The sequence below is a fragment of the Pseudomonas sp. HMSC08G10 genome, from assembly GCF_001808425.1.
Classification (GTDB): Bacteria; Pseudomonadota; Gammaproteobacteria; order Pseudomonadales; family Pseudomonadaceae; genus Aquipseudomonas; species Aquipseudomonas guariconensis.
The window spans coordinates 72,706-99,600 of the sequence record NZ_KV793294.1 but is presented as its reverse complement, the minus strand read 5'-3'; the positions used below and the strand labels follow the sequence as shown (position 1 = coordinate 99,600).

The window sequence follows — 26,895 nt, the reverse complement described above, 5'->3', positions numbered from 1 at the left end:
GACAAAATATTGCGCATGAACCAGCCGGATTCAAAATAGTCTGTTCTGCGTTTAGAGAATTCCCGATGCGCCGCTGATGGCCCATCGCTACCCTGAGATAGCCGTCTTCCATGTTTGGTTCCAACGACGACAAAAAAGCGCCGGCCGAGGCTGGCGAAAAGAAAGGCCTGTTCAGCTGGTTTCGCAAGAAGCCGCAGCAACCTGTCGCCGAACAGCCGCAAACCCCTGAACCGCAAACCGTAGAACCGGTCGCGCCACAGGCCCCCGTAGAGCAGCCCGAGGTTGTTCCGGCCGAGCCGGTGGCCCCGGTCATTGCAGCGCCGACCCCAGAGCCGGTCGCGTCCGAGCCATTGCAGGCCCCGCAGCCTGAGCCGATCGCGTCCATGCCGCTGCAGGCGCCTGCTCCGGAGCCGGTCGCCTCGACGCCTGTACAGGCTGTGCCGCCAGTGGTCGCGCCTGCAGCGCCGGTGAGCAATTTGGTGCTGCCGGTGGCTGAGGAGCCCGTGGCTTTGGTCCCGGATCTGGAGCCCAAGGCCCCGCCGGTCATACCTGAGCGTCCAGTGGTCGAGGTGGCCCCGGTGGCCACTCCCGAGGCGCCCAAGGCACCCGTCGAGCCAGCACCGACACTGCGTGACCCCGCACCCGAGCCGGCCGAGGCTCCCGCGCCGGCCGTCGCCGAACCCGCCAAGCCCGGCTTCTTCGCCCGCCTCAAGCAGGGCCTGTCCAAGACCAGCGCCAGCATCGGCGAAGGCATGGCCAGCCTGTTCCTGGGCAAGAAGGCCATCGACGACGACCTGCTCGACGAGATCGAGACCCGTCTGCTGACCGCCGACGTTGGCGTCGAAGCCACGTCGGTCATCGTCCAGAACCTGACGCAGAAGGTCGCTCGCAAGCAGTTGGCCGACGCCGATGCCCTGTACAAGTCGCTGCAGGAAGAACTGGCTGCCCTGCTGCGCCCGGTCGAGCAACCGCTGAAAGTCCAGGTCCAGAACAAGCCGTACGTGATCCTGGTCGTGGGCGTCAACGGCGCCGGCAAGACCACCACCATCGGCAAGCTGGCCAAGAAACTGCAACTCGAAGGCAAGAAGGTCATGCTGGCCGCTGGCGATACCTTCCGCGCAGCAGCGGTGGAGCAGTTGCAGGTGTGGGGCGAGCGCAACCAGATTCCGGTCATCGCCCAGCACACCGGTGCGGATTCCGCCTCGGTGATCTTCGACGCCGTGCAGGCCGCCAAGGCACGGGGCGTCGATGTACTGATCGCCGATACCGCCGGTCGCCTGCACACCAAGGACAACCTGATGGAAGAGCTCAAGAAGGTCCGTCGGGTCATCGGCAAGCTCGACGCCGAGGCGCCCCACGAGGTGCTGCTGGTGCTCGATGCCGGCACCGGCCAGAACGCCATCAGCCAAGCCAAGTACTTCAACCAGAGCGTCGAGCTGACAGGCCTCGCCCTGACCAAGCTGGACGGCACCGCCAAGGGCGGGGTGATCTTCGCCCTGGCCAAGCAATTCAACCTGCCGATCCGCTTCATCGGTGTCGGCGAGGGCATCGATGACCTGCGCACCTTCGAGGCCGAGCCGTTCGTCAAAGCCCTGTTTGCCGAGCGGGAGCACCCATGATCCGATTCGAACAGGTTGCCAAGCGCTATCCCAATGGCCATGTCGGCTTGCATGAGCTGAGCTTCCGGGCGCGCCGGGGCGAGTTCCTGTTCGTCACCGGGCACTCGGGCGCGGGCAAGAGCACCTTGCTGCGCTTGCTGCTGGCCATGGAGCGTCCGACCAGCGGCAAGCTGCTGTTGGCTGGGCAGGACCTGGGGCAGATCAGCAATGCGCAGATCCCGTTCCTGCGCCGGCAGATCGGCGTGGTGTTCCAGAACCACCAACTGCTGTTCGATCGCACCGTCTTCAACAACATCGCCCTGCCGCTGCAGATTCTCGGGCTGTCCAAACCCGAGATCGCCAAGCGCGTGGACTCGGCCCTGGAGCGTGTGTCCCTGAGCGACAAGGGCGAGCTGTTCCCGGCCGATCTCTCCACGGGTCAGCAACAGCGGGTGGGTATCGCCCGCGCCATCGTTCATCAGCCGGCCTTGCTGCTGGCAGACGAACCCACCGGTAACCTGGACCCGCGCCTGGCCGCGGAAATCATGGGCGTGTTCGAGGACATCAACCGCTTGGGGACCACCGTATTGATTGCCAGTCACGACCTGGCGCTGATCGCGCGCATGCGGCACCGCATGCTGACTCTGCAGCGCGGTCGTCTGATCGGCGATGGGGAGGCCGGGCAATGACCACTACACGTACGCCTAAGGTATCCGAGCGTGTCGCGCCGAAGGCTGCCGATCCGCAGCCATCCAAGCAGCGCGGCGGCCACGATGACGATGGCCCGGACTTTCGCAGCCTGCTGCACGCCTGGCTGGAGAGCCACCGCGCCAGCCTGATCGACAGCTTGCGCCGCCTGGGCAAGCAGCCGATCGGCAGTTTCTTCACCTGCCTGGTGATGGCTGTGGCCCTGAGCATGCCCATGGGGTTGTCGTTGCTGCTCAAGAACGTCGAGAAGCTCGGCGGCTCCTGGCAGCGCGCCGCGCAGATTTCCTTGTACCTCAAGCTCGATGCCGGCAGCCGTGAAGGTGAAGCGCTGCGCGACGAGATCAAAGGCATGCCCGGTGTGGCCGATGCCCAGTACGTCAGCCGCGAGCAGGCGCTGGAGGAATTCCAGCAGCAGTCCGGTTTGGGCGAGGCCCTGCGCGAACTGCCGGAAAACCCGCTGCCTGGCGTTGTGGTGGTGACGCCGACAGAGGTCGACAAGCCGGCCCTGGAAGCCCTGCGCCAACGGCTATCGGAACTGCCGCGAGTCGAAGTGGCGCAGCTGGATCTGGTCTGGGTCGAGCGCCTGGCGGCGATCCTCAAGTTGGGCGATCGATTCGTCTTCGGCTTGGCTGTTTTGCTGATTTCGGCCCTGCTGTTAGTAATCGGTAACACAATTCGTCTACATATCGAGAACCGCCGCATCGAGATCGAAGTGATCAAGCTGGTGGGCGGTACCGACAGCTATGTGCGCCGGCCCTTCCTCTACATGGGCGCGCTCTACGGCCTGGGTGCCGGCGTGTTGGCGTGGGGGATCCTGGCGTTCTCGCTGGACTGGCTCAACGATGCGGTCGTGGACCTTTCCGGGCTGTACGGGAGCGACTTCGCCCTGGCAGGTGTGCCAGGGTCTGATGGACTTTCGCTCTTGATCGGTGCTGTACTGTTGGGGTATATCGGTGCGTGGATCGCGGTCGCTCGTCACCTGAACGAGCTGGCACCACGATAATGTTTTTACGCCAGCATTGACTTTTCTACCGTTCTGGGAACTTGTTTCGTGGTTTCCGGTCAATGTTGGCAGTGCCCACAAGGCGCGAGTTTAGTAAGTCGGAGGTTCTTGAATGACCAATTCGTTGCAACCTGCATATGCCCTGGTTCCCGGTGCAAACCTGGAAGCCTATGTGCACACGGTCAACAGCATTCCCCTGCTGACGGCCGAGCAGGAGCGTGAACTGGCCGAGCGTCTCTACTACGAGCAGGATCTTGAGGCCGCTCGGCAAATGGTGATGGCCCACCTGCGTTTCGTCGTACATATCGCTCGCAGCTATGCTGGCTACGGGCTGGCCCAAGCCGACCTGATCCAGGAAGGCAATGTTGGCCTGATGAAGGCGGTAAAGCGTTTCAACCCGGAAATGGGCGTGCGTCTGGTGTCCTTTGCGGTGCACTGGATCAAGGCCGAGATCCATGAGTTCATTCTACGCAACTGGCGCATCGTCAAGGTGGCCACCACCAAGGCCCAGCGCAAGCTGTTCTTCAACCTGCGCAGCCAGAAGAAGCGTCTGGCCTGGCTGAACAATGAAGAAGTCCATCGCGTGGCCGAGAGCCTGGGGGTCGAACCCCGTGAAGTGCGCGAGATGGAGAGCCGCTTGAGTGGCCAGGACATGGCTTTCGACCCGGCGGCCGAAGCTGACGACGACAGCGCCTTCCAGTCGCCCGCGCATTATCTGGAAGATCACCGCTACGACCCGGCCGTACAGCTGGAAGACGCAGACTGGAGCGACAACTCCACCAGCAACCTGCACGTTGCGTTGCAGGGTCTTGATGAGCGCAGCCGTGACATCCTCTATCAGCGTTGGCTCGCCGAGGAAAAGGCAACGCTGCATGAGTTGGCGGACAAATACAGTGTTTCGGCCGAGCGGATTCGCCAGCTGGAAAAGAACGCAATGAACAAGGTCAAGGCGCTGATCACTATCTGATCAAGACCTGGCCATACACGAAAAGCCGCTTGCCTTTGGGCAAGCGGCTTTTCTTTTGGCTTCATGAAAGGGGCAGCTGTCCTCGTTGTGGAAACTCAAGGACGTAGTTGCATCAAGTAGCTCGGCCCACCTAGCTGGCTCATCTGCCGGCGAATCCACCCAGCGCGGCTGGCGACATAGGCGCTGGGCCGGCTGGCGCTCCATTTCAGCGGACTGGGCAGTACGGCGGCCAGTTGAGCGGCCTGCTGGCGGGAAAGACGGCTGGCATCGACGCCAAAGTGGTAGCGGGCGGCGGCTTGCGCCCCGAACACACCCTTGCCCCATTCGGCGCTGTTCAAATAGACCTCGAGAATCCGCTCCTTCGACCAGAACAGCTCGATCAACCCGGTGAACCAGGCCTCCAGGCCCTTGCGCAGCCAGCTGCGACCGGACCAGAGGAACAGGTTCTTGGCGACCTGCTGGGTCAGGGTGCTGGCCCCCCGGATCTTGCCGCCGCGTTCGTTGTAGGCCAGTGCAGCCTGGATCGCCGGTAGGTCGAAGCCCCAATGGCTGGCGAACTTCTGGTCCTCGCCAGCAATGACCGCGACTTTGAGGTCGTCGGAGATCCGCTCCCACGGCGTCCATTCACGTTGCAAGTCGATCGGCTCGCCGTTGATCCAGGATTGCACCTTGCGCTCGACCATCAGCGCCGTGCCCGGTGGCGGTATCCAGCGCAGGGCCAGCACCACGACGATGCTGCCGGCGGCGAACCAGAGCAGGGCGCGGGCGAGGCGATGGATTAGGGATGACAGCATGGTGATGGCTTGGCCGGACCGTTGGAACGGGCCATTATACAGACCCCTTTCGAGGAGTCGTCCCATGCTTCGCAGCTTCCTGATGCTCGCCGCTTTCTTCGGCTTCACCGGGGTCGGTTTGGGCGCCTTCGCCGCCCACGGCCTGAAGAACCGCCTGACGGCCGACTACCTGGCGATCTTTCACACCGGCGTGACCTACCAGTTGGTGCATGCCTTGGCGCTGTTCGGCGTCGCGCTGCTGTCTGTGCACCTGCCGGGTCGGTTAATTGGCTGGGCCGGTGGCCTGTTCGCTGTCGGAATCTTGCTGTTCTCCGGTAGTTTGTACGTTCTGACCCTCAGTGGCCTGGGCAAGCTTGGCATCATCACACCCATCGGCGGGCTGTGCTTTCTGGCCGGTTGGTTGTGCCTGGGTCTGGCAGCCTGGCGCCTGAGCTGACCAAGTGGTCCACAATCGCGACTAATGGCGTTGGCTGGCCTTGGGTTGAAGTGCGGATCAGGGCTAGAATGCCGACCCCCAAAGCACAATGGTGGCCGTGCGCATGCGCATTCAACTGAACGGTGAACCTTACGAATTGCCCGATGGCGAGAGCGTCGCTGCCCTGCTGGGCCGGCTGGAGCTCGCTGGTCGCCGAGTGGCGGTGGAACTGAACCTGGATATCGTCCCGCGTAGCCAGCACGAAAGCACGCGGCTCAGTGAAGGCGACCAGGTCGAAGTGGTCCATGCCATCGGTGGCGGCTGATCCGCCCGGTGATTCACCTGCAAGTCCCGTAACCTTTTCCCGAGGATCCACGATGAGCAACGTTCGTAGCGACAAGCCCTTCACCCTGGCCGGGCGCACTTTCCAGTCGCGTCTGCTGGTTGGCACCGGCAAGTACCGTGACATGGAAGAAACCCGCCTGGCCATCGAGGCCTCGGGTGCCGAAATCGTCACCGTTGCTGTGCGCCGTACCAACATCGGCCAGAACCCGGGCGAGCCGAACCTGCTCGACGTGCTGCCTCCCGATCGCTACACCATCCTGCCGAACACCGCCGGTTGCTACGACGCGGTCGAGGCAGTGCGCACCTGCCGCCTGGCCCGAGAACTGCTCGATGGCCACAATCTGGTGAAGCTGGAAGTCCTGGCCGACCAGAAAACCTTGTTCCCCAACGTGATCGAGACCCTCAAGGCCGCCGAAGTGCTGGTCAAGGACGGTTTCGACGTGATGGTCTACACCAGCGACGATCCGATCATCGCCCGCCAGTTGGCTGAAGCCGGCTGCATCGCGGTGATGCCGCTGGCAGGTCTGATCGGCACTGGCCTGGGTATCTGCAACCCCTACAACCTGCAAATCATCCTGGAAGAGTCCAAGGTACCGGTGCTGGTCGATGCGGGCGTGGGTACGGCCTCTGACGCGACCATCGCCATGGAAATGGGATGTGAGGCAGTGCTGATGAACTCGGCCATCGCTCATGCCCAGCAACCGGTGCTGATGGCCGAAGCCATGAAGCACGCAATCGTCGCCGGTCGCATGGCCTACCTGGCCGGGCGCATGCCGAAGAAACTCTATGCCAGCGCCTCGTCGCCGCTGGAAGGTCTGATCAAGTAAGAGCCTCTGATGACTGAATCGCAAGAAACGCCGATTACCACCGACGGCGAAGAGCGCCCACACCGCCGCATCAAGAGCTTCGTGATGCGCGCCGGGCGCATGACTGAAGGCCAGCAGCGTGGTCTGGAACAGGGCGGTCCGCTGTTCATCCTGCCCCTGGCCGATAGCCCGGTGGACTACGACCAGGTGTTCGGGCGCTCGGCGCCGCGTACCCTGGAGATCGGCTTTGGCATGGGCCATTCCCTGCTGGAAATGGCCGCTGCCTCGCCTGAGCAGGACTTCATCGGTGTCGAAGTACACCGTCCTGGTGTCGGCGCACTGCTCAACGGTGTGCTCACTCAGGGCCTGAAGAACCTGCGTGTGTATGATTGTGACGCCATCGAAGTGCTCAACCGCTGCGTGGCCGACAACAGCCTCGACCGCTTGATGCTGTTTTTCCCGGACCCATGGCACAAGGCGCGCCACCACAAGCGCCGTATTGTCCAACCGGAGTTCGCTGAGCTCGTGCGTCGCAAGCTCAAGGTGGGTGGTGTGTTCCATATGGCTACCGACTGGGAGCCCTATGCCGAGCATATGCTGGAGGTGATGAGCGTCGCCCCGGGCTACCGCAACCAGGCCGCCGACGGGACTTATGTGCCGCGCCCAGAGGAACGCCCGATCACCAAGTTCGAGCGCCGTGGCGAGCGACTGGGGCATGGGGTGTGGGATTTGAAGTTCGAGAAAGTCGACTGATCGGCTGAATCGGTACTTCGAGCTATGAACGCCTGCTGAAACGGCAGGCGCAAAAAACCGCCTTGAGAGGGGCGGTTTTTTATTCGCACGTTCATGGTTGCCAAGGCTGACGTACGGGAATGGATGTGCTCGTACCCAGCTCAGCGCAGGCAACCCAAGACACTTACACCTGAAGGGATGGCGTCCACATCTAGCTCTTGCGGGGTAGGTATGCAGCTGGAGTCGTAATCAGCCCCTGCGATCAGCCACCACGCCGATCAATACCAGTACCACCAGCAATACCGGCGCCAGGGCATAGTTGTTGAACTGGGCCAAGCCCTTCACCACCCACGGCGTTGCGTAAATCAACGCCGCGCCGCTGCCGATCATCACCAGCAATGCCATGAAGGGGACGCGCAGGGCGCCGGCCAGGCCGCCCAGGCGTTGCTCCACCCAACCCTTGATGTCGGTGCCAAACAGCACCAGCATGCAGCCTACCAAGGCCAGGGAAATCTCCGACAGGTTGCTGCGGCTCCAGCGGGAGACGGTCGCGAGCAGGTCAAGTACCAAATCCATGGGTCATCCTTAGGTCAAGAAATACTGCAACAGGTCATTGAGGAACAACTGGCCGCGTGGTGTGGCCACCAATCGATCCGGTTCGACCTGCAAAAGGCCCTTTCGTTCTGCCTCGCGCCGGGCCTCTGCCAGCTGCGACAGGGGCAAGCCGGTACGCTGGGTGAATAGCTCGGCTTCCACACCCTGTGTCAGGCGCAGGGCGTTCATCAGGAACTCGAACGGCAACTCCTGCGCGGGCAGGAGCTTCTCGCCGGCCTTGAACGGCTTGGCCAGGTTCAGGTAGTCCTTGGGCAGGCGGGTCTTCCAGGTGCGCAGGATGCGGCCGTCGGCAAAGGTCAGTTTGCCGTGGGCCCCGGCACCGATGCCGATGAAGTCGCCGAAACGCCAATAGTTGAGGTTGTGGCGCGCGGCCCGGCCCGGCTGCGCATACGCCGAGACCTCGTACTGCTGGAAGCCGTTCGCCGCCATCAGGGCCTGGCCGGCTTCCTGGATGTCCCAGAGAATGTCGTCTTCGGGCAGCTCCGGCGGCTGGTTCCAGAACACCGTGTTCGGCTCCACCGTCAGCTGGTACCAGGACAGGTGCGTCGGCGCCAACTCGATGGCCTGGCGCAGGTCGGCCAAGGCGTCGTCCAGGGACTGGTCGGGCAGGCCGTGCATGAGGTCCATGTTGAAGTTGTCGAAGCCGGCTGCGCGTGCCATGTCCGCGGCGCGGATCGCCTCGTCGCCGTTGTGTATACGCCCCAGGGCCTGGAGCTTGGCGGGCTGGAAGCTCTGTACGCCGATGGACAAGCGATTGATGCCGGTTTGCCGGTACGCCTTGAATTTCTCTTGCTCGAAGGTCCCTGGGTTGGCTTCCAGAGTAATTTCGATGTCGACGGCGAACGGGATGCGCTGCTCCACGCCGCGCAGCAAACGCCCCAAGGCCTTGGCGCTGAACAAGCTTGGAGTGCCGCCGCCGAAGAAGATCGAGCTGATGGGGCGCCCCTGGACCGCAGCCATCTCCTGATCCAGGTCGGTCAGCAGCGCATCGACGTACGCCTCTTCCGGCAAATCAGGCCCGGCAGCGTGGGAATTGAAGTCGCAATAAGGGCATTTGCGCACGCACCAGGGAATATGGATATACAAGGCCAGAGGTGGGAGTGCGGCGAAACCTGCCGCGCCGCAATGGCGCAGCTGGGTGGACAACGTTTCGGTCATGCCAGGCCCAGACGTTGACGCAGCAGGGCCATGGCGCGGGCGCGGTGGCTGAGCTGGTTCTTTTCGACAGGGCTGAGGTCGGCGCTGGAGCACTTGCGCTCCGGGACCCAGAACAACGGGTCGTAGCCAAACCCGTGCTCGCCGCTGGCCTCGAACAAGATGCTGCCATGCCACAACCCTTCGCACAGAATCGGCAGCGGGTCATCGGCGTGACGCACCAGGGCCAGCACACAGACGAACTGCGCGCCGCGCTCTGCGGCGGGTACATCCTGGAGTGCTTGTAGCAGCTTGGCGTTGTTCGCCGCATCGCCCTTGCCGTCGGCATAGCGCGCCGAGTAGATACCCGGTGCGCCGCCAAGAGCGTCCACCGCCAGGCCCGAATCGTCGGCCAGGGCCGGCAGGCCGGAGATGCGAGAAGCGTTGCGTGCCTTGAGGATGGCGTTCTCGACGAACGACAGGCCGGTCTCCTCCGGCTCGACCTGGCTGAATTCGCCGATCGAGCGCAGTTGCACGGACTCGCCGAGCATGGCCTGGAGTTCCTTGAGTTTGCCGGCGTTGTGGCTGGCCAATACGAGCTGTTGGAAATTCATCATTCGCCTGGGAACACTTCCTGGTTGAAGCTGAGTTTGTGGCTGACGCCGCCGGTTTCGACGTTCAGGTCGAAGGTCAGGGTTTCTGCCTGGTCAATCTTGAACTGGGCGATGTAGTAGACCGCGCCCTGGTCGGTGATCTGCTTGAACGACAACGGGCTGCTACGCCCGGTGAGGTCCTTTACGGTGCCACTGACCACCGCCATGCCTGGCTTGCCGGCCTTGAGCACGGCGATGTTGAGCACGCCTTGATTCTTGCTGCGGGTCAGGCCCGTGGCCGCGGCCACATCCGGTTGCAGCATGCTTGAGGTGAAGGCGCTGTAGTGGACCGTCACGTCGCCGAAGACTTCCTTGCGTTCCGGCCTGGCGGGGTCTGCAGCCAGAACTGGCAAGGCCAGGCACAGGCTGATCAAGAAAAGTGCAAGGCGACGCATGGTGCGATCCTCCAGTGGGATGGGCTCGAGGTCAGACCGCGACCTGATGTTCCTGCAGGCCTCGGCTGCTGACGCGATAGATACCGATTTCTCCTAGAAGATTAGGCCAAAGCCGGCCTGCCCACCCATTACGGTGCAGACGGTCGACCGCCAGGCGGTCGATCACCTTGGCGCGACGTTCGTGGCACAGGTCCTCGAAGTCGGCGAAGGTACAGAAGTGGATGTTTGGCGTGTTGTACCAGGTGTACGGCATGAAGTCCGAGACGGGCATGTGGCCCTTGGTCGCCAGGTACCAGCGGCAACGCCAGTGGCCGAAGTTGGGGAAGGTGATGATGCACTCGCGGCCCACCCGCAGCATTTCGTCCAGAATGCGGTCAGGGTATTCCACGGCCTGCAGGGCCTGGGTCATGACCACCACGTCGAAGCTGTTGCTGGCGAAGTTGCCCAGGCCTTTGTCCAGGTCCTGCTCGATGACGTTGACGCCTTTGGCCACACAGGCGGCGATGTTGTCGGCATCGATCTCCAGCCCGTAGCCGGTGACGTTCTTGCGATCGCGCAACGAGGCCAGCAGCTCGCCGTTGCCGCAGCCCAGGTCGAGTACCCGGCTGCCGGCGGGGATCCAGTCGTGGATGATTTCCAGGTCGGCTCTCATGCTGTCCTCAGATGGCGATGCGGTTCATGTAGTTCGCGAAACCTTGCATGTAGCGAGGCGTGGGGATCAGGAAGGCATCGTGCCCGTAAGGTGAGTCGATCTCCAGGTAGCAGACGTTCTTGCGCGCGGCCATCAGGGCATCGACGATTTCCCGAGACCGCGCCGGCGAGAAACGCCAGTCGGTGGTGAACGACATGATGCAGTAGTCCGCCGTGACATGCTCCAGCGTCGCCGCCAGGTCCCCTCCGTGGGTGGCGGCCGGGTCGAAGTAGTCCAGCGCCTTGGTCATCAGCAGGTAGGTATTGGCATCGAAGCGCCCGGAGAACTCCTCGCCCTGATAGCGCAGGTAGCTCTCGACCTGGAACTCGACGCTGTGGAAGTCGTAGTTGAGCTTGTCGCTTTTGAGTTCGCGACCAAATTTCTCGCCCATCGAATCATCGGACAGGTAGGTGATGTGGCCCACCATGCGCGCCAGCATCAGGCCGCGCTTGGGCACCACGCCCTTGTCCTGGAACGAGCCGCCGTGGAACTCAGGGTCGGTGAGGATGGCCTGGCGGGCGACTTCGTTGAAGGCGATGTTCTGTGCCGAGAGCTTGGGCGCCGAGGCGATGTCCACGCAGTGGCGTACTCGGTCCGGGTAGCTGATGGTCCATTGCAGGGCCTGCATGCCGCCCAGGCTGCCGCCGACCACCGCCGCCCACTGCTGGATGCCGAGGCGGTCGGCGAACCGCGCCTGGCTGTGCACCCAGTCTTCGACGGTCAGGACCGGGAAGTCGGCACCGTAAGGCTTGCCGGTGGCTGGGTTGACGCTGCTCGGCCCCGTGCTGCCGTTGCAGCCGCCGAGGTTGTTCAGGCTGACCACGAAGAAGCGATTGGTATCGATCGGCTTGCCGGGGCCGATGCAGCTGTCCCACCAGCCGGGCTTTCGGTCGGTGGGGGCGTGATAGCCTGCGGCATGATGATGGCCGGAGAGCGCATGGCAGATCAGCACGGCATTGCTGGCGGTGCTGTTGAGGGTGCCATAGGTCTCGTAGATCAGCTCGTAGCTGGCCAGCGAACGGCCACAGGCCAACGCCAGCGGCTCATCGAACCGGGCAATTTGCGGTGTTACCAGACCAACGGAATCTTCGGGAAAGACAGTGGACATCGACCCTGCTCACGCTTGACGGAGGCGTAAGTCTAAAGAGCGCTATCCCCAGCGGCAAGCAAAGGCTTGCCGCTGGAAACACCGGGGTCAGATCATGCGCCAGAGGATCTCTGGCATGCCGACATATTCGGCAAGTACCGGCATGGCGTAGGACTGGATGACCTGGATCGCCAGGAAGGCGAAGATCGGCGAAATATCCAGCCCGCCCAGGTTAGGAATGAGCTTGCGGAACGGCGCCAGCACCGGCTCGCTGATCTGGTAGGCCAGTTCGGCGGCAGGGTTGTGGCTGTTGGGCGCGACCCACGAGACGATCACCATGACGATCATCGCCACCCAGAAGATCTTCAGAAACAGCGAGGTCACGCCGATGATCGCCCAGATCACCAGTTGCAGCGGGCTGTAGCTGTAGAGCACGAACATCATCACGAAGGCCATCAACAGCGCCTGGATGGCCACCGACAGCAGCAAGGACGAGGTGTCCAGGCCGCCGATGCTGGGGATGATGCGGCGCAGCGGCTTGAGCAGCGGCTGGGTGGCGCGCACCGCGAACTGGCTCAGGGGGTTGTAGAAGTCGGCCTTGACCAGTTGCAGCACGAAGCGCAGCAGGACGATCACCAGGTACAGGCTGACCAGGGTTTGCACCACGAAGATCATGGCGCCGGACAATGCATTCATCGACAGCTCCTTATTTGCCCAATTGCTCGGCCAGCTCGGCGGAACGTTTTGCCGCGGCCTCCAGTGCCTGCTCGACGAGCGCCTCGAAGCCGTTGCCCTGGAACGATTTGATCGCCGCTTCCGTGGTACCGGCCGGCGAGGTCACGCGCCGACGCAGCTCGGCGGCGTCCACGTCGCTGGAGATAGCCATGCGTGCGGCGCCCAGTGCGGTCTGCAAGGTCAACTGCGAGGCGGTTTCACGCGGCAGGCCAAGTTTTTCGCCGGCTGCGGTCATCGCTTCGATCAGCAGGAAGAAATAAGCCGGGCCACTGCCGGAGACGGCGGTGACGGCATCGAGTTGCTGCTCCTGGTCCAGCCACAGGGCGGTGCCCACGGCGCGCAGCAGTTGCTCGGCCTGTTGGCGTTGCTCGGCAGACACCTCGGCGGTGGCGTACAGGCCACTGGCGCCTTCGCGCAGCAGGGCCGGGGTGTTGGGCATGCAGCGAACCACCGGGCGTGGGCCCAGCCAGGCTTGCAGGCTGGCGCAAGTGATGCCGGCGGCGATGGAGACGATCAGTTGACCAGGCGCCAGATTGGGCTGCAGGGCCTGGCACACGGCTTTCATGACCTGCGGCTTGACCGACAGGACGATCACATCCGCGCCGGCGATGGCCTGGGCGTTGTCTTCGAAGGCTTCGATGCCGTGCTCGGCCTGGATCTTGGCCCGGGTCTCGGCGCCCGGGTCGCTGGCGCGGATCTGCGCGGCGTCCAGACCCTGGGCACGCAGGCCGCCGATCAGGCTGGCGGCCATGTTGCCGGCGCCGATAAAGGCAATACGTGTCTTGCTCATGTCAGGTCCTTGAAGGAAAGAGTGAGTAAAGCATGGAATCAGGGGCGTCCGTAGTCGCGGGCACCGAACAGGGCGGTACCGATGCGGACCCAGGTCGCTCCCTGTGCAATGGCCGCTTCCAGGTCATGGCTCATGCCCATGGACAAGGTGTCCAGGCCCAGTCCTAGGCCCTCCTGCAACTGGCGCAGGGTGGCGAAGGCCGCCTCTTGGGCGACACGGTCCTCGGTGGGTTCGGGAATCGCCATCAAGCCCCGCAGACGCAGGCCGGGCAGACTGGCAATGGCACTGGCCAGAGCCGGCACATCGGCTGGCTGGCAGCCGGACTTGCTGTCCTCGCCGCTGACGTTCACCTGCAGGCAGACATTCAGCGGTGCCAGGTTGGCAGGGCGTTGTTCGGACAGGCGTTGGGCGATCTTCAGGCGGTCCACGGAGTGTACCCAGTCGAAATGTTCGGCGATTGCACGGGTCTTGTTCGACTGGATGGGGCCGATGAAGTGCCAGGTCAAGGGCAGGTCGCGCAATGCTTCCTGCTTGGCCAGGGCTTCCTGGAGGTAGTTCTCGCCAATGTGGAGTACGCCGGCGGCGTGGGCTTCACGCACGGCATTGGCGGGTTTGGTCTTGCTCACCGCCAGCAGCTGGATGCTGGCCGGGTCGCGTCCGGCAGCCTTGGCCGCGCTGTCGATGCGGGCGGCGAGGGCGGACAGGTTGTCTGCTATGGTGGACATGGAATCGATGCCGACGGCTCAATGGTCTGCGGCATTCTACCTGCTTGATGGCCTTTGGGGAGTCTCATGGATGTGACCGACCTGTTGGCCCGGGCCGTGGCTGCGGGCGCTTGCGACCTGCACCTGGCAACGGGCGAAGTACCGGTGCTGCGCCTGGACGGCGAGCTGCAGCGCCTGGATCTGCCGCCACTGGCGGCTGCGACCCTGAGCGAAGGGTTTGCGCCGGTGCTCGATGAAGTCCAGCGCCGCCAGTGGACGCAGGGCGATGAGTTGGATATTGCCTTGACACTGCCAGGCGCCGTGCGCGTGCGCGCTAACCTCTATCGCCAGCACCGTGGGCCAGGTGTGAGCCTGCGACTGCTGCCAGCTCGCATTCCCAGCCTCGACGAGCTGGACCTGGAGGAAGTGTTTCAAGCTATTGCCCAGTGGCGCGATGGCCTCGTGCTGGTCGGCGGGCCGACAGGCAGCGGCAAGTCATCGACCCTGGCGGCTCTGATCGATCAGCTCAATCGAACGCAGGCGCTGCACATCGTCACCCTCGAAGACCCCATCGAAGTTATCCACAGCGGCCAGCGCAGTCTGGTCAACCAGCGCGAGATCGGCCGCGACTGCCGAAATTTTGCCCAAGGCCTGCGCAGTGCATTGCGCCAGGATCCGGATGTAGTCGTGATCGGCGAGCTGCGTGATCTGGAAACCATCCGCCTGGCCTTGCGCGCTGCGGAAACGGGGCACTTGGTGTTGGCGACGGTGCATACCCGCTCGGCGGTGAACAGCATCGACCGCCTGGTGGAGGTGTTTGCGCCAGAGGAAAAGGCTCTGGTGCGGGGCATGCTGGCTGAGTCGCTGCGCATGGTGGTGGCGCAGACATTGATCAGACGATTGGATGGCGGGCGTGTGGCGGCCAGGGAAGTGCTGGTGGCTACGCCCGCCGTGCGCAACCTGATCCGTGAAGGTCGCATGGCGCAGCTGCATTCAGTGATGCAGACCGGAGCGGCGGCGGGGATGAGGACGATGGAGATGGCGATGCAGCAATTGCAGGGGGCGGGGCTGATCGCGTCAGGCTGAGGTTGGATCTTTGGCCCATTCGCGAATAAATCCGCCTCCACCCACCGCGCGGAGCTGGGATTGGCGAGGTTCTTGTGGGAGCGGGTTCACCCGCGAATGGGCCGAGCAGCAGTCCCGGCGATGTCAGGCAGTTCGAAGAACCTGGGCTCCACCGAGGGGCAGGTCAGCGTTTGGCCAGGGCCAGGGTCTGCTGTTCTTTAGGCAGCACGCGCTTGGCCACCACGTAGTGCTTCTGCCAGTACGGCTTGCTCAGGGTGTCGATGCTCACCCGCTTGCCGGTGCGTGGCGCATGGATGAAGCGGTCATTGCCCAGGTAGATGGCGACGTGGTTGACCCGGCGGCTCTTGATGTTGAAGAAGATCAGGTCGCCAGGCTTTAGGTCGCTTTTTGCGACTTTGACGCCGTGCCCTTGGGCCATGGCATTGGAGGTGCGCGGCAGGTCGACGTCGGCGACATCGGTGAAGGCGTACTTGACCAGGCCGCTGCAGTCGAAGCCCTTGCTCGGGCTGCTGCCGCCCCAACGATAGGGCGTGCCCAGTACATTCACTGCGCGGCTGAGCACGTTGCTGCTCTGCTTGGCCGACATGGCCACGACGGGCAGATTGCTCGAAGCCTTGGCGGCATTGCTTGGGCGGGCGCGCAAGGTGCTGTACTTGACCGGCGCGTGTTTCACCGAGGCGTTGGTGGTATAGCCGGTGAAACCATTGGGAAGACGTTGCTCACGATTGGTGGCGTGGGCGGCCAGGGGCAACAATAGGCAGAGGGTCAGCCATGTCTTGAACAGAGGCGGCATAGTTGAAGCTCTTTTTAGGTATGTGTTGGCTTTGGCGCGCAACTCTATAACAGCTTCGGGTGATTTTTTGCTCCGTTGGTCGATTGCGCGGGTACCATACGTCGGCTTCCCACGGAAAAGTCACATTTTCCGTTAGAAAATTTTTTGCTAACCCACGGAGGACAAGCATGAACGGTTATCAACAGGGTGGGCTGCACGACACCCACAGCAAGGTCCTTGGCTACCTCTTGTGGATCTTCGGTTTCACCGGCTCGCACCGCTTCTACTACGGCAAGCCGATCACCGGGACGATCTGGTTCTTCACCCTGGGGTTACTCGGTATCGGCTGGCTGATCGACCTGTTCCTGATTCCGTCGATGGACCGTGAGGCGGACATGCGCTTTCAGTCCGGTCGCGTTGATTACAACCTGGCCTGGATCTTCCTGACGTTCCTCGGGATCTTTGGCGTGCACCGGCTGTACCTGGGCAAGTGGATCAGCGCGTTGATCTATCTGCTCACCGGGGGCTTGTTCCTGATTGGTGTGCTGTACGATTTCTGGACCTTGAACAGCCAGATCTCCCAGGTCAACGCCCAGCGCCGCTGACAGAAAAAAGGCCTTGTCGCATCGAGCGGCAAGGCCTTTTTCGTTACTGGCGGGTCTGGCGCTGTTGCAGCAGCAGGTTGCTGAACCCTGCCCCGGCAAGTTGCTTCTGAGCCACTGTCAACTGCTCACGGTTGCTGAACGGGCCGACCAGGACGCGGTACCAGGTTTCATCTTTCACTGTCCCTGACTCCACCTTGACCGCTTGGCCAAGCAGGATGATCTGCGCACGAACCTTGTCGGCATCGGCCTGTTTGCGGAACGAGCCGGCCTGCAGGAAGAAGGTGGTAGTCGCCGCAGGCTTGATCACCGGTGGGGCAGGCGGAGGCGTCTGCCCCATCAGGGCGGCTTGGGCGCGCGCGGTATCGATCTTCGCAGCTTCCGCTGGCGTTACCGGCTTGACCGGCTGCACTGGCTGGGCTGGTACCGGTGGGGTTTTCTCCGGTACGGCCTCCGGCGGCACGATGACCTCCGACTCCGGCAGCAGGGTGTAGAAGTCGTACTTCGGCTTGACCGGCTGCTGTGTCGTCGGTGCGCTGGTCTTGCCGGCTTCGGCGACCTTGGCGGGCTTTTGCTGCTCAGGCTTGGCGCGCTTGATGTCTTCGCTGCCTGGCTCGAGCTTCATCAAAAAGACAACGAAAGCGCCTACGGTGAGGCCGACCGCCAGCCAGATCCAACCAGGAATCGGCTGTTTGGCCGGTGCCTGGTTGCGGCTGGCGCCACGCTTGGGTGCAGGTTTTTTCTTGGCAGCCAACTTACATGCGCTCCAGGGTTTCCAGGCCGAGCAGTTCCAGACCTTGCTTGAGCGTACGGCCGGTCAGAGCGGCCAGACGCAGACGGCTTTGCTGCTGCTCGGCGGTTTCGGCGGCGAGGATCGGGCAGTTCTCGTAGAAGCTGGAGAACAGGCCCGCGATGTCGTACAGGTAGCTGCACAGCACGTGTGGGGTGCCCTTCTCGGCGACGTTGTTGAGTACTTCACCGAACTGCGCCAGGCGAGCGGCCAGATCCTGCTCATGGGCCGCCTGCAGGACGATGTTGCCCTCGACTTCCTCGAAGCCCTTGCCCAGCTTGCGGAACACGCTGGCCACACGGGTGTAGGCGTACAGCAGGTAGGGTGCGGTGTTGCCGTCGAAGTTGAGCATCAGCTCGAAGTTGAAGCTGTAGTCGCTGGTGCGGTGCTTGGACAGGTCGGCGTACTTCACCGCGCCGATCCCGACCACTTCACCAATGTGGCGCAGTTCCTCTTCGGACAGGCTCGGATTCTTGTCCTTGACCAGTGCGTAGGCACGCTCCTTGGCCTCGGTCAGCAGGTCGATCAGTTTTACGGTGCCGCCGTCACGTGTCTTGAACGGGCGGCCGTCAGCGCCGTTCATGGTGCCGAAGCCCATGTGTTCCATCTGCATTGGGTGGCCGACGAAGCCTGCGCGGCGCGCGACTTCGAACACCTGGTTGAAGTGCAGGGCCTGGCGCTGGTCGACGAAGTACAGGGCACGGTCGGCCTTGAGGACGTTGCTGCGATAGCGCACTGCGGCCAGGTCGGTGGTGGCATAGAGGTAGCCGCCATCGGCCTTCTGCACGATCACCGGCAGCGGCTCGCCTTCGGCATTCTTGAATTCGTCGAGGAACACGCACTGGGCGCCCTGATCCTCGACCAGCAGGCCCTTGGCCTTGAGGTCGGCGACCACGTTGGCCAGGTCGCCGTTGTAGGCGCTTTCGCCCATCACGTCGGCCATGGTCAGCTTGACGTTGAGCAGCTCGTAGGTCTTCTGGCAGTGGGACAGGGAGATGTCCTTGAAGCGGGTCCACAGGGCCATGCACTCAGGGTCGCCGGCCTGCAGCTTGACCACCAGGCCACGGGCGCGGGTGGCGAATTCCTCGGACTCGTCGAAGCGCTTTTTCGCCGCGCGGTAGAAGTTCTCCAGGTCCGACAGCTCGTCGCTGGTGATCGGGTTTTCTTCCAGGTAGGCCAGCAGCATGCCGAACTGGGTGCCCCAGTCGCCCACGTGGTTCTGGCGGATCACCTGGTCGCCGAGAAACTCCAGCACGCGTGCGACGCTGTCGCCGATGATTGTCGAGCGCAGGTGGCCGACGTGCATCTCCTTGGCCAGGTTCGGTGCCGACATGTCGATCACCACTTTCTCGCTAGGGCCGGCTTTGCGCACGCCCAGATGATCGTCTGCCAGGGCTGCGTCCAGGCGGTTGGCCAAGGCCTGGGTGTTCTGGAAGAAGTTCAAAAAGCCCGGGCCTGCGATCTCGACCTTGGTGATGTCGGCGCTGGCCGGCAGGGCGTCGATGAGCTTTTCAGCCAAGTCGCGCGGCTTCATGCCGGCCGGCTTGGCCAGCATCATGGCGATGTTGCTGGCGAAGTCGCCGTGGGTCTTGTCCCGGGCGTTTTCCACCTGGATCGCCGGCGTCAGTCCCTCAGGCAGCACGCCGTCGGTGACGAGTTGGGTGAGGGCTTGCTGGATGAGCTGGCGAATGGTGTCTTTCATGGCGTTCTCTTTTCGACCGCAAGCGCGGTGGGGCGCTTCGATGCGCAGGTGGAAAAACTGGGCATTATCCGTTCCCGGGGGCGTGTTGCCAACCTTTGAGCGGCAAGCTGGGTATGGAGCGGCAAGCTTCAAGCTTCAAGCTGCACGAAAAAGCGCAGCGTGCACGGCCTGCCCTTGCTTGTTGCTTGCAGCTCAATAAAGGTCGACCGGATCGACGTCCAGCGACCAGCGCACTTGGCGCCCGGATGGCATGTGCTCCAACACTAGCAACCAAGCGCTGATCAGTCGATGCAAGGGCGCCCGGGCATTGGCCTGGAGCAACAATTGCGCGCGGAAACGCCCCGCACGGCGCTCCATGGGCGCAGGTACCGGGCCGAGCAGCTCGATACCCTGCAGGTTCTGCTCGGCCAACAGCCGTTCAGCGGCGCTGCAGGCCTCGTCCAGAAAACCCTCGGCCTGGCCTGGCTTGTGCGCCTCGGCCCGGAGCAGGGCGAGGTGGGAAAAGGGCGGCAGGCCGGCCGCGCGGCGTTCGCTCAGGGCCTGCTCGGCAAAGGCGAAATACCCTTGCTCGGTCAGTTGCACCAGCAGTGGATGTTCGGCCAGGTGAGTCTGGATGATCACCTTGCCGGGCTCCTCTGCCCGACCGGCGCGGCCGGCGACCTGGACGATCAACTGCGCCATGCGTTCGCTGGCGCGGAAGTCTCCGGAGAACAGGCCGCCATCGGCGTCAAGGATGGCCACCAGGGTTACCCGGGGGAAGTGGTGACCCTTGGCCAGCATCTGGGTGCCGACCAGGATGCTCGGTTGTCCGCGCTGAATAGTGGTGAACAGGTTGTGCATCGCATCCTTGCGCGATGTGCTGTCGCGGTCGACCCGCAGGATGGGATAGTCCGGGAACAGCACCTTCAGACGCTCCTCGGCGCGCTCGGTACCCGCGCCCACCGGGCGCAGGTCGACATGGGCGCATTGCGGGCACTGGTGGGGCAGGCGTTCGTCGTGGCCACAGTGGTGGCAGCGCAACACGCCAGAGCGCTGGTGCACCGTCATTCGGGCGTCGCAGCGGGGGCATTCGGACAGCCAGCCGCAATCGTGGCACAGCAGGGTCGGCGCGAAGCCGCGGCGATTGAGGAACACCAGCACTTGCTGGCCTGCTTCCAGGGTCTGGCGGATGGCCTGTTGCAGCGGGCCGCTGATGCCGCTGTCCAGCGGCAGGCTGCGTACGTCCAGGCGCAGGAAGCGGGGTGCGCGGGCGCCGCCGGCGCGTTGGTTCATGCGCAGCAGGCCGTAGCGGCCGCTGTGGGCATTGTGCAGGCTTTCCAGCGAGGGGGTGGCCGATCCCAGCAGGATCGGGATGTTCTCTTGGTGGGCGCGGACCACGGCCAGGTCCCGGGCGTGGTAGCGCAGGCCTTCCTGCTGTTTATAGGAACCGTCGTGCTCCTCGTCGATGATGATCAGCCCGGGATTTTTCATCGGCGTGAACAGTGCCGAGCGGGTGCCGATGATGATATCGGCCTCGCCGTCGCGGGCGGCGAGCCAGGCATCCAGGCGTTCGCGATCACCGACCGCCGAATGCAGCAGGGCGATGCGGGCGTTGAAGCGTTGCTCGAAGCGCGCCAGGGTCTGGGGGCCGAGGTTGATTTCCGGAATCAGGATCAGCGCCTGTTTGCCGGCTTCGAGGGTTTCACGGATCAGTTGCAGGTAAACCTCGGTCTTGCCGCTGCCAGTCACCCCCGCCAGCAAGAAGGCATGGAAGGCGCCGAAGCCCGAGCGCACGGCGTCGAATGCGGCCAGTTGTTCTTCGTTGAGCGGCAGCTCCGGCTGCGCCAGCCAATGCTCGTGGCGGGGCTGGGGCAGATGGCGGCGGACCTCTACCTGAACCAGTTCCTTGGCCAGCAGCAGGTCGAGGCTGTCCTTGCTCAGGCCCAGCTTGGCCAGCACGCTGTGGGCGACGCCGTGCGGATGCTGGGCCAGGGCCTTGAGGGCGTCACGCTGGCGGGGAGCGCGTGCGATACGCGGGTCTTCGAGGCGGGCGCCGGGAGTGACATGCCAAAAACGCTCTTGGCGCATCTCGGCCGGCTCGCCCTGGCGCAACAAGGTGGGCAAGGCCCAGTTCAAGGTGTCGCCCAGGCTGTGCTGGTAGTACTGCGCGGTCCACAGGCACAGCTTGAACAGTGCCGGCGGCAGCGGTGAGACCGGATCGAGCAGGGCGCTGGCGGGCTTGAGCTTGTCGGCGGGCACTTCGCTCTTGTCGCAGACCTCCACCAGTACGCCGATCATCTCCCGGCGGCCAAACGGCACGCGGATGCGCATGCCAGGCGTCAAGGCCTGGCGGGCCATGCTTGCTGGCGCCCTGTAGTCGAACAGGCGACGCAAAGGCGAGGGCAGGGCTAGGCGCAGAATGACGTCGGACACGCGGGAGGTCTCTGGATGGGAGGTTCACAAGTTTCGCGAGCCTAGCAGACGACAGTCGGTGATCGCGACAACTTGCGCTGGCGCCTTGCTCTGGTATTATTCGCCGCCTAATTACGTGCGGTATTCAACAATTGGTGTTGGGTGGCGGCACGCAGCTCGAGGAAGTGACCATGAAAGCAGATATTCATCCGAACTACGAAGTAGTTGCAGTCACCTGCAGCTGCGGCAACAAATTCGAAACCCGTTCGACCCTGGCCAAGCCGCTGGCGATCGACGTGTGCTCCCAGTGCCACCCGTTCTACACTGGTAAGCAGAAAGTCCTGGACACCGGTGGTCGCGTACAGAAGTTCGCCGATCGCTTCGGTATGTTCGGTACCAAGAAGTAATCATGCGCATGGCGAATCCCTCGGGTTTCGCGCTGCTGCAAAAAAAGGCGCCCCTTGTGGGCGCTTTTTTTGTGGGCGCGATCTGGCATTTTCCCGCGCTGGCCTTCTGCCCATTGCCCGACAAGCCACAGCAGGTGGCGGTACGTCAGGTGGTCGATGGCGACACCTTGCGTCTGAGTGATGGACGCAGCGTTCGGATGATCGGCATCAATGCACCGGAAATCGGCCGTAAAGGTCGCACCAGCGAGCCCTATGCCGAGGCCGCCAGGCAGCGTTTGCAGGCGTTGGTCAAAGCCAGCGACGGACGGGTCGGGCTGGTGCCGGGGGTAGAGGGAAAGGACAAGTACGGTCGCACCTTGGCGCACATCTATGGCCGGGATGGCAACAATCTTGAAGCCACACTGCTCAGCGAGGGCTTGGGCTATCGCGTCGCGGTGGCGCCCAACGTCAAGCTTTCCCGCTGCCAGCAACAGGCCGAGCAGGTGGCCAGGGCGGCGCGGGTCGGGTTATGGCGGCAGTCGCCAGTGCTGCGAGAGGGTGATGTCCGGCAGTCGGGCTTTGCTGTCATAAGCGGCAAAGTACAGGCTATCGAGCGCAATCGTGGTGGTGTTTGGCTGGAACTTGGCAATGCGGTGGTGCTTCGCATTCCCGCTCGTCTGCAGCGCAACTTCCCCTCGAGCTTCTTCGATAACCTCAAGGGACGCCAGGTCGAGGCGCGCGGCTGGGTGCTGGATCGTTCCCGCAAGGGTGGGCTGAAGCCTGGGCAGCGACGCTGGGAATTGCCGTTGACCGATCCGAGCATGCTCGAACGGATTTCAGGGTAAATAGTTGTAGACATTTCGCTATTAAATTGTACACACTTGATGGTGTATGCCCCCGTGGGTTATAGCGTAAAGTCGTAGGCTAAAGGCCTTGACACAAGTGACCGGGCAGTCTTGTGGCCCCCCGGCTCTTTGCGTATCCTCGGCGGTCCGTCAGAACAGTAAACAAGCGGAATGCCCACCATGTCAGACCTGAAAACCGCCGCTCTCGAATACCACGCTCAGCCTCGTCCGGGGAAACTGAGCGTCGAACTCACCAAGCCGACCGCAACCGCCCGTGACCTGGCCCTGGCCTACAGCCCGGGTGTCGCCGAGCCTGTGCGTGAGATCGGCCGTGATCCAGAGCTGGCCTACAAGTACACCGGCAAAGGCAACCTGGTTGCGGTGATTTCCGATGGTACCGCCATCCTCGGCCTGGGTGACCTGGGTCCGCTGGCGTCCAAGCCGGTCATGGAAGGCAAGGGTGTTCTGTTCAAGCGTTTCGCTGGCATCGACGTATTCGACATCGAAGTCGATTCCGAAAGCCCGCAAGCCTTCATCGACACCGTCAAGCGTATTTCCATCACCTTCGGTGGCATCAACCTGGAAGACATCAAGGCGCCTGAGTGCTTCGAGATCGAGCGCACGCTGATCGAGCAGTGCGACATTCCGGTCTTCCACGATGACCAGCACGGCACCGCGATCGTCACCGCGGCCGGCATGATCAACGCCCTGGAAATCGCCGGCAAGAAGCTCGACGAAGCCAAGATCGTCTGCCTGGGCGCTGGCGCTGCCGCCATCTCTTGCATGAAGCTGCTGGTCAGCATGGGTGCCAAGGTCGAGAACATCTTCATGATCGACCGCACCGGCGTGATCCACGCAGGCCGTGACGATCTGAACCAGTACAAGGCCCAGTTCGCGCACGCGACCGACAAACGCACCCTGGCTGACGCACTGGAAGGTGCCGATGTCTTCGTGGGTCTGTCCGGCCCGAACCTGCTGAGCCCGGAAGGCCTGAAGAGCATGGCTGCGAACCCGATCGTGTTCGCATGCTCGAACCCAGATCCGGAGATCAAGCCAGAGCTGGCCCACCAGACCCGCAGCGACGTGATCATGGCTACCGGTCGTTCCGACTACCCGAACCAGGTCAACAACGTGCTGGGCTTCCCGTTCATCTTCCGTGGCGCTCTGGACGTACGTGCCAAGCGCATCAACGAAGAAATGAAAATCGCCGCCGCCATCGCCCTGAAGGACCTGGCCAAGCTGCCAGTGCCGCAGGAAGTCTGCGACGCCTACGGCGTGCAGGCGCTGGAATTCGGCCGTGAGTACATCATTCCGAAGCCGATGGACCCACGCCTGATCACCGTCGTCTCCGATGCCGTGGCCAAGGCTGCCATCGAGTCCGGCGTTGCAACCCTGCCGTATCCGAAGCACTACCCACTGCAGAACGTGAACGACGTGTTCAACGGTTAATGCAGAACGCAAAAAAGAACCGGCTCAAATGAGCCGGTTTTTTTTGCTTCGAGTTTAGAGCTGCGAGCGACACGTTGTTCGAGGTTGTCTGTAGGGGAGCGCCCGGGAGAGCCGGCGCGCCCTTCTTCTTGCTTGTCGCTTGTGCTGCTTAGAACAGATCCATCGGCGCCGCTTCATCGGCCGGCAGCGGGCTGCCTGGTGCCGCACCGTTGCCCAGCTCGTCTACCGAAGGCGGGGAATCCTCGGCCTTGAAGAGCTCGAAATAGGCATTCGGAGTGCTTGGCGTGGCGGCGCGGCCGCTGACCGGATCGACCCGCAGACTGAGGATGCCTTCCGGTTCGGCTGGGGCATGCTCGGGCTTGCCTTTGAGCGCCGCGCCCATGAAGTTCATCCAGATCGGCAGCGCGGCGGTGCCGCCATACTCGCGCCGGCCCAGGGTCTCCGGCTGGTCGAAGCCAACCCACACGGTCGTCACGTAGTCGGCGTTGTAGCCAGTGAACCAGGCGTCCTTGGACTCGTTGGTGGTGCCGGTCTTGCCCGCCAGATCGTTTCTACCAAGGGCCAGGGCGCGGCGGCCGGTGCCGCGCTTGATCACGTCCTGCAGCATGCTGGTGAGAATATAGGTGGTACGACCGTCGACGATGCGCTCGGCCACGACCGGTGCCTGTGGCGCGGATGCCACCTGGCCCAGTGTCGAGGGTGCTTCGCCTGGCAGCGGCTGGATGCTGATCGGCTGTTCCGGCGCGGCGATGCCGGCCTGGTCCTGACCCTCTTGAGGAACCCTCGCCGGATTGGCGGTGAACAGGGTTTCGCCGTTGCGGCTCTCGATGCGTTCGATCAGATAGGGGCTGATCTTGTAGCCGCCGTTGGCGAAAGTGCTCCAGCCCGTGGCGATTTCCATCGGCGTGAGGGTTGCGGTCCCCAGCGCCAGAGACAGGTTCGGCGGCAGGTCCTGCTTGTTGAAGCCAAACTTGGCGATGTAGTCGATGGTCTTGCCCACGCCCATCGATTGCAGCAGTCGGATCGAGACCAGGTTGCGCGACTTGTACAGGGCTTCGCGCATGCGGATCGGGCCGAGGAAGGTGTTGGTGTCGTTCTTCGGGCGCCAGACCTTGTCCAGGTACTCGTCGACGAACACGATCGGTGCGTCGTTGACCAGGCTGGCGGCGGTGTAGCCGCTATCCAGTGCGGCGCTGTAGACGAAGGGCTTGAAGCTCGAACCGGGCTGGCGCTTGGCCTGCATGGCGCGGTTGTAATTGCTCTGTTCGAACGAGAAACCGCCGACCAGTGCGCGGATGGCGCCGTTGTAAGGATCCAGGGTGACCAGTGCGCTCTGGGCACCAGGCACCTGGCTGAACTTGAGCTTGCCGTCTTCCAGTCGCTGCACACGGATCAGATCACCGACCTGGGCTACGTCGGCGGGCGATTGCGGGGAGCGACCTTGAGCATTGCTGTTGAGGAATGGCCGGGCCCACTTCATGGTGTCCCAGGCTACGTGCTCCTCTTCGCCACTGCGGGTCAGCACCTTCAGGCCGCTCTTGTCGACCTGAGTGACGATCGCAGGCTCAAGGCCCCCAAGGGTGCGCTGCTTGCTCAGCTCCTGCAGCCAGGCGGCGTGGGTCTTGCCTGGGAAACGCGATTCCGGGCCGCGATAGCCATGGCGCTCATCATAGTCGGTCAACCCAGTGAGCACGGCCTTATTGGCCATCTCCTGCATGTCGCTCGGCACCGTGGTGGTCACGCGGAAGCCTTCGGTGTAGGCATCGCTGCCATAGCGGCCGACCATTTCGGCGCGGGCCATTTCGGCGATGTAGGGCGCGTTAACCTCGGGTGTCGGGACGTGATAGCTGGCATTGAGCGGCTCGGCCAGGGCGGCCTCGTAGCTGGCCTGGTCGATCTTGCCGAGCTTGTACATGCGGCCCAGGATCCAGTCGCGGCGCTCCTTGGCGCGCACCGGGTTGGCCAGCGGGTTGAAGCGAGACGGCGCCTTGGGCAGGCCGGCGATCATGGCCATCTGGGCCAGGCTAATGTCGCGGATGGACTTGCCGTAGTACACCTGTGCAGCGGCTTCGATGCCGTAGGCGCGGTTGCCCAGGTAGATCTTGTTGACGTACAGCTCGAGGATTTCGTCCTTGGTCAGCTCGCGTTCGATCTGCAAGGCCAGGAGGATTTCATTGGTTTTGCGCGAGAAACTGCGCTCGCTGGTGAGGAAGAAGTTCTTCGCCACCTGCATGGTGATCGTGCTGCCGCCGGTCTGGATGTGGCCAGATTTCACCAGCTGGGTCGCGGCGCGCATCAGGCTGCTCGGATCGACCCCATAGTGATTGAGGAAATTGTCGTCCTCTGCTGACAGAAGCGCCTGGATGAACTGTGGGGGAATATCCGCGAAACGGATAGGCGAGCGGCGCATTTCGCCGAATTCCGCAATCAGCTTGCCGTCGCTGCTGTACACCCTCAAGGGGATCTGCAACTGGATGCTTCTGAGGGACTCGACCGAGGGGAGGCTGGGGCTAAGATACAGAAACGCACCGCTCACACCGAGTACGAGCGCGCAGATGACTGCGACGAAAGACCACCAGAAGAACTTCAGCAGACGTATCAAGGCTTTTGGGTGTCCAGGTTGGGAGTGGATTGCACGCGGTCCGGCGGACAGGAAAAAACGCTGGGCATTATAAGCATTTTTCGCTTTGCCGGGGCGAC

The 26,895-nt window shown here is 63.1% G+C and carries 28 protein-coding genes; 13 read left to right on the top strand and 15 right to left on the bottom strand.

The annotated features are described in order from the left end of the window. Positions 1-110 precede the first annotated feature (110 nt). The 4 genes from ftsY (at position 111) to rpoH (ending at position 4,276) form a co-directional block, all read left to right on the top strand. Positions 111-1,619, top strand: coding sequence for a signal recognition particle-docking protein FtsY (gene ftsY, locus HMPREF3173_RS04675; RefSeq protein ID WP_070571725.1), 1,509 nt, complete (start codon positions 111-113; stop codon positions 1,617-1,619). After that, positions 1,616-2,287, top strand: coding sequence for a cell division ATP-binding protein FtsE (gene ftsE, locus HMPREF3173_RS04670; RefSeq protein ID WP_043208636.1), 672 nt, complete (start codon positions 1,616-1,618; stop codon positions 2,285-2,287). Before ftsY ends, ftsE begins: the two co-directional genes overlap by 4 nt. After that, complete coding sequence (gene ftsX, locus HMPREF3173_RS04665; protein WP_070571724.1) at positions 2,284-3,309, top strand: permease-like cell division protein FtsX; 1,026 nt, start codon at positions 2,284-2,286, stop codon at positions 3,307-3,309. Before ftsE ends, ftsX begins: the two co-directional genes overlap by 4 nt. A 112-nt stretch (positions 3,310-3,421) precedes the next feature. Next, the gene (gene rpoH, locus HMPREF3173_RS04660) at positions 3,422-4,276 is read left to right on the top strand and encodes an RNA polymerase sigma factor RpoH (protein ID WP_043208632.1); all 855 of its coding nucleotides are present in this window, start codon (positions 3,422-3,424) and stop codon (positions 4,274-4,276) included. 95 nt (positions 4,277-4,371) lie between these two features. On the opposite strand, the gene mtgA is transcribed toward rpoH, so the two are convergent. Beyond that, entirely contained in the window at positions 4,372-5,070 is a 699-nt protein-coding gene (gene mtgA, locus HMPREF3173_RS04655; protein WP_070571816.1) for a monofunctional biosynthetic peptidoglycan transglycosylase, read from the bottom strand. Between the two features lie 64 nt (positions 5,071-5,134). Here mtgA and HMPREF3173_RS04650 point away from each other — a divergent pair, with 64 nt between their 5' ends. The 4 genes from HMPREF3173_RS04650 to trmB all read left to right on the top strand — a co-directional run bounded on the left by HMPREF3173_RS04650 (position 5,135) and on the right by trmB (position 7,389). Next, positions 5,135-5,506: a DUF423 domain-containing protein gene (locus HMPREF3173_RS04650; RefSeq protein ID WP_043208631.1), complete on the top strand. Its 372-nt coding sequence runs from the start codon at positions 5,135-5,137 to the stop codon at positions 5,504-5,506. Between the two features lie 103 nt (positions 5,507-5,609). Beyond that, complete coding sequence (gene thiS, locus HMPREF3173_RS04645; protein ID WP_028689131.1) at positions 5,610-5,810, top strand: sulfur carrier protein ThiS; 201 nt, start codon at positions 5,610-5,612, stop codon at positions 5,808-5,810. 52 nt (positions 5,811-5,862) lie between these two features. Next, positions 5,863-6,657: a thiazole synthase gene (locus tag HMPREF3173_RS04640; protein WP_043208630.1), complete on the top strand. Its 795-nt coding sequence runs from the start codon at positions 5,863-5,865 to the stop codon at positions 6,655-6,657. A gap of 9 nt (positions 6,658-6,666) precedes the next feature. Further along, on the top strand, positions 6,667-7,389 hold the full coding sequence (trmB, locus tag HMPREF3173_RS04635; protein WP_070571723.1) for a tRNA (guanosine(46)-N7)-methyltransferase TrmB: 723 nt from the start codon (positions 6,667-6,669) through the stop codon (positions 7,387-7,389). 228 nt (positions 7,390-7,617) lie between these two features. On the opposite strand, the gene HMPREF3173_RS04630 is transcribed toward trmB, so the two are convergent. The 9 genes from HMPREF3173_RS04630 to HMPREF3173_RS04590 all read right to left on the bottom strand — a co-directional run bounded on the left by HMPREF3173_RS04630 (position 7,618) and on the right by HMPREF3173_RS04590 (position 14,193). Next, positions 7,618-7,944, bottom strand: coding sequence for a DUF3392 family protein (locus HMPREF3173_RS04630; RefSeq protein WP_043208627.1), 327 nt, complete (start codon positions 7,942-7,944; stop codon positions 7,618-7,620). Between the two features lie 9 nt (positions 7,945-7,953). Then, positions 7,954-9,141, bottom strand: a complete 1,188-nt coding sequence (gene hemW, locus HMPREF3173_RS04625; protein WP_070571722.1) for a radical SAM family heme chaperone HemW — start codon at positions 9,139-9,141, stop codon at positions 7,954-7,956. Beyond that, positions 9,138-9,734 carry an RdgB/HAM1 family non-canonical purine NTP pyrophosphatase gene (rdgB, locus tag HMPREF3173_RS04620; RefSeq protein ID WP_043208624.1) on the bottom strand — a complete coding sequence of 199 codons (597 nt, stop codon included), beginning with the start codon at positions 9,732-9,734 and terminating at the stop codon, positions 9,138-9,140. Before rdgB ends, hemW begins: the two co-directional genes overlap by 4 nt. Beyond that, on the bottom strand, positions 9,731-10,165 hold the full coding sequence (locus HMPREF3173_RS04615; protein WP_043208621.1) for a DUF4426 domain-containing protein: 435 nt from the start codon (positions 10,163-10,165) through the stop codon (positions 9,731-9,733). Before HMPREF3173_RS04615 ends, rdgB begins: the two co-directional genes overlap by 4 nt. A 31-nt stretch (positions 10,166-10,196) precedes the next feature. Continuing rightward, positions 10,197-10,817, bottom strand: coding sequence for a methionine biosynthesis protein MetW (gene metW, locus HMPREF3173_RS04610; protein WP_043208620.1), 621 nt, complete (start codon positions 10,815-10,817; stop codon positions 10,197-10,199). A gap of 7 nt (positions 10,818-10,824) precedes the next feature. Beyond that, on the bottom strand, positions 10,825-11,964 hold the full coding sequence (locus HMPREF3173_RS04605; RefSeq protein ID WP_070571721.1) for a homoserine O-succinyltransferase MetX: 1,140 nt from the start codon (positions 11,962-11,964) through the stop codon (positions 10,825-10,827). Between the two features lie 87 nt (positions 11,965-12,051). Next, positions 12,052-12,639, bottom strand: a complete 588-nt coding sequence (locus HMPREF3173_RS04600; RefSeq protein WP_043208615.1) for a YggT family protein — start codon at positions 12,637-12,639, stop codon at positions 12,052-12,054. A gap of 10 nt (positions 12,640-12,649) precedes the next feature. Further along, positions 12,650-13,468 (bottom strand): pyrroline-5-carboxylate reductase, encoded by an 819-nt coding sequence (proC, locus tag HMPREF3173_RS04595; protein WP_070571720.1) that lies wholly within the window; start codon positions 13,466-13,468, stop codon positions 12,650-12,652. A 38-nt stretch (positions 13,469-13,506) separates the two neighbouring features. Beyond that, positions 13,507-14,193 (bottom strand): YggS family pyridoxal phosphate-dependent enzyme, encoded by a 687-nt coding sequence (locus HMPREF3173_RS04590; protein ID WP_070571719.1) that lies wholly within the window; start codon positions 14,191-14,193, stop codon positions 13,507-13,509. A 66-nt stretch (positions 14,194-14,259) separates the two neighbouring features. On the opposite strand from HMPREF3173_RS04590, the gene HMPREF3173_RS04585 reads away from it, so the two are divergent. Continuing rightward, positions 14,260-15,258 (top strand): type IV pilus twitching motility protein PilT, encoded by a 999-nt coding sequence (locus HMPREF3173_RS04585; protein ID WP_070571718.1) that lies wholly within the window; start codon positions 14,260-14,262, stop codon positions 15,256-15,258. A 163-nt stretch (positions 15,259-15,421) separates the two neighbouring features. Here the strand turns inward: HMPREF3173_RS04585 and HMPREF3173_RS04580 are convergent, their stop codons facing one another. Beyond that, positions 15,422-16,051 (bottom strand): C40 family peptidase, encoded by a 630-nt coding sequence (locus HMPREF3173_RS04580; RefSeq protein WP_070571717.1) that lies wholly within the window; start codon positions 16,049-16,051, stop codon positions 15,422-15,424. A gap of 167 nt (positions 16,052-16,218) precedes the next feature. Between HMPREF3173_RS04580 and HMPREF3173_RS04575 the strand changes: the two genes are divergently transcribed. After that, complete coding sequence (locus HMPREF3173_RS04575) at positions 16,219-16,635, top strand: NINE protein (RefSeq protein ID WP_043208605.1); 417 nt, start codon at positions 16,219-16,221, stop codon at positions 16,633-16,635. Between the two features lie 43 nt (positions 16,636-16,678). On the opposite strand, the gene HMPREF3173_RS04570 is transcribed toward HMPREF3173_RS04575, so the two are convergent. From HMPREF3173_RS04570 to HMPREF3173_RS04560, 3 genes are all read right to left on the bottom strand, one after another. Continuing rightward, positions 16,679-17,386, bottom strand: a complete 708-nt coding sequence (locus tag HMPREF3173_RS04570) for an SPOR domain-containing protein (RefSeq protein ID WP_043208603.1) — start codon at positions 17,384-17,386, stop codon at positions 16,679-16,681. Between the two features lies 1 nt (position 17,387). Then, positions 17,388-19,124, bottom strand: coding sequence for an arginine--tRNA ligase (gene argS, locus HMPREF3173_RS04565; protein WP_070571716.1), 1,737 nt, complete (start codon positions 19,122-19,124; stop codon positions 17,388-17,390). 192 nt (positions 19,125-19,316) lie between these two features. Continuing rightward, entirely contained in the window at positions 19,317-21,536 is a 2,220-nt protein-coding gene (locus HMPREF3173_RS04560) for a primosomal protein N' (RefSeq protein ID WP_070571715.1), read from the bottom strand. Between the two features lie 170 nt (positions 21,537-21,706). On the opposite strand from HMPREF3173_RS04560, the gene rpmE reads away from it, so the two are divergent. The 3 genes from rpmE to HMPREF3173_RS04545 all read left to right on the top strand — a co-directional run bounded on the left by rpmE (position 21,707) and on the right by HMPREF3173_RS04545 (position 24,195). Then, positions 21,707-21,922 carry a 50S ribosomal protein L31 gene (rpmE, locus tag HMPREF3173_RS04555; protein WP_023378219.1) on the top strand — a complete coding sequence of 72 codons (216 nt, stop codon included), beginning with the start codon at positions 21,707-21,709 and terminating at the stop codon, positions 21,920-21,922. Positions 21,923-21,924: 2 nt separating this feature from the next. Next, on the top strand, positions 21,925-22,746 hold the full coding sequence (locus HMPREF3173_RS04550) for a thermonuclease family protein (protein ID WP_070571714.1): 822 nt from the start codon (positions 21,925-21,927) through the stop codon (positions 22,744-22,746). A 180-nt stretch (positions 22,747-22,926) separates the two neighbouring features. Next, a complete protein-coding gene (locus HMPREF3173_RS04545; RefSeq protein ID WP_043208592.1) occupies positions 22,927-24,195 on the top strand; it encodes a malic enzyme-like NAD(P)-binding protein in 1,269 nt (422 codons plus the stop codon). 148 nt (positions 24,196-24,343) lie between these two features. On the opposite strand, the gene HMPREF3173_RS04540 is transcribed toward HMPREF3173_RS04545, so the two are convergent. Beyond that, complete coding sequence (locus HMPREF3173_RS04540; protein WP_371906661.1) at positions 24,344-26,794, bottom strand: penicillin-binding protein 1A; 2,451 nt, start codon at positions 26,792-26,794, stop codon at positions 24,344-24,346. Positions 26,795-26,895: the final 101 nt, after the last annotated feature.